The following is an 888-nucleotide window of genomic DNA, read 5'->3' as shown; positions in this document are numbered from 1 at the left end:
TGCCGCGCCCCGGGGCATGGATGGAGACGGTGCGCCACCTTCTGGCCCTGCCGGTGCTGGCGACCTGCGTGTGGCTGGCATGGGTGTGTGAACTGGAAGGCGGCCCGCATGCCCTTGTCCTGCTGGGGGCCGGGCTGGTGCTGGTCGCGACCGGCTGTGTCTTCCTGCGCATGGCGGAAAATGCGGATATGCGCGGGCACCGGCCGGACCGCGCGGGGGTTTACCGCGCCGTGGCGGTTCTGGCCCTGCTGGTGGCCTTCGTGGGGGGGCGGCGTGCTGCCGCCCGCCAGTCTGGCGGGGCGGGGGAATGGCCGCGTTGCCGATGGCAGCTCGGTATTCTCCGCCGCCCGGCTGGCGGAACTGCGCGCGCAGGGGCATCCGGTATTCGTGGACATGACGGCGGCGTGGTGCATCTCATGCCTGGTCAATGAACGGGTGGCCCTGTCCACCCGGGCCGTGCGGGAGTCATTCGCGCGGCGCGGGATCGTGTACATGGTCGGGGACTGGACCCGGCGGGATGCGGAAATCACGGCTTTCCTGCATGCCCACGGGCGCGATGGCGTGCCGTTCTACGCCTATTATCCCGCGCAGGGGGCGGAGATGATCCTGCCTGAAATCCTCACCCCCGGCATTGTCCTGCGCATGACGGGCGGGGAATAAAAAAGGGGGGACGGCGCGCATCCGTCCCCCCCCTATCTGGAGGCTGTCAGTTCGTCGTGCCGCCCGGCAGCGTCAGGCTGCCCGGCGGGGGGGAGCGGAGCTGGGGCTGCTGTTTTACGGGCCGGGTAGGCGTGGCTGCATCATCCGACGGGTAGCCGGTGGGGAAGATGGCGTCAGGCCCTTCATCCCTGGGAGCCGCAGGGGCCGCGGCGGGCGCCGTGGTGGCGG

Annotated in this window: 1 protein-coding gene and 2 pseudogenes; 2 read left to right on the top strand and 1 reads right to left on the bottom strand. The window is 70.7% G+C overall.

Annotated elements, in window-relative coordinates:
- Positions 1-431, top strand: a pseudogene (locus JCM25156_RS26160) (hypothetical protein); the annotation flags it as partial.
- Positions 394-660 carry a thioredoxin family protein gene (locus tag JCM25156_RS32775; RefSeq protein ID WP_025814316.1) on the top strand — a complete coding sequence of 89 codons (267 nt, stop codon included), beginning with the start codon at positions 394-396 and terminating at the stop codon, positions 658-660. The pseudogene JCM25156_RS26160 and the gene JCM25156_RS32775, both read left to right, overlap by 38 nt.
- A gap of 46 nt (positions 661-706) precedes the next feature.
- Here the strand turns inward: JCM25156_RS32775 and JCM25156_RS26155 are convergent.
- Positions 707-888: pseudogene (locus tag JCM25156_RS26155) on the bottom strand (hypothetical protein); the annotation flags it as partial.

This window comes from Komagataeibacter kakiaceti JCM 25156, assembly GCF_000613305.1.
Note: the sequence above shows the minus strand (reverse complement) of the source record. Positions and strands in the feature narration are given on the sequence as shown.

What these genes read in the sequence shown, in the direction of transcription:
- JCM25156_RS32775 (WP_025814316.1), top strand. Translation starts at nt 394, where the DNA reads ATGACGGCGGCGTGGTGCATCTCATGCCTGGTCAATGAACGGGTGGCC.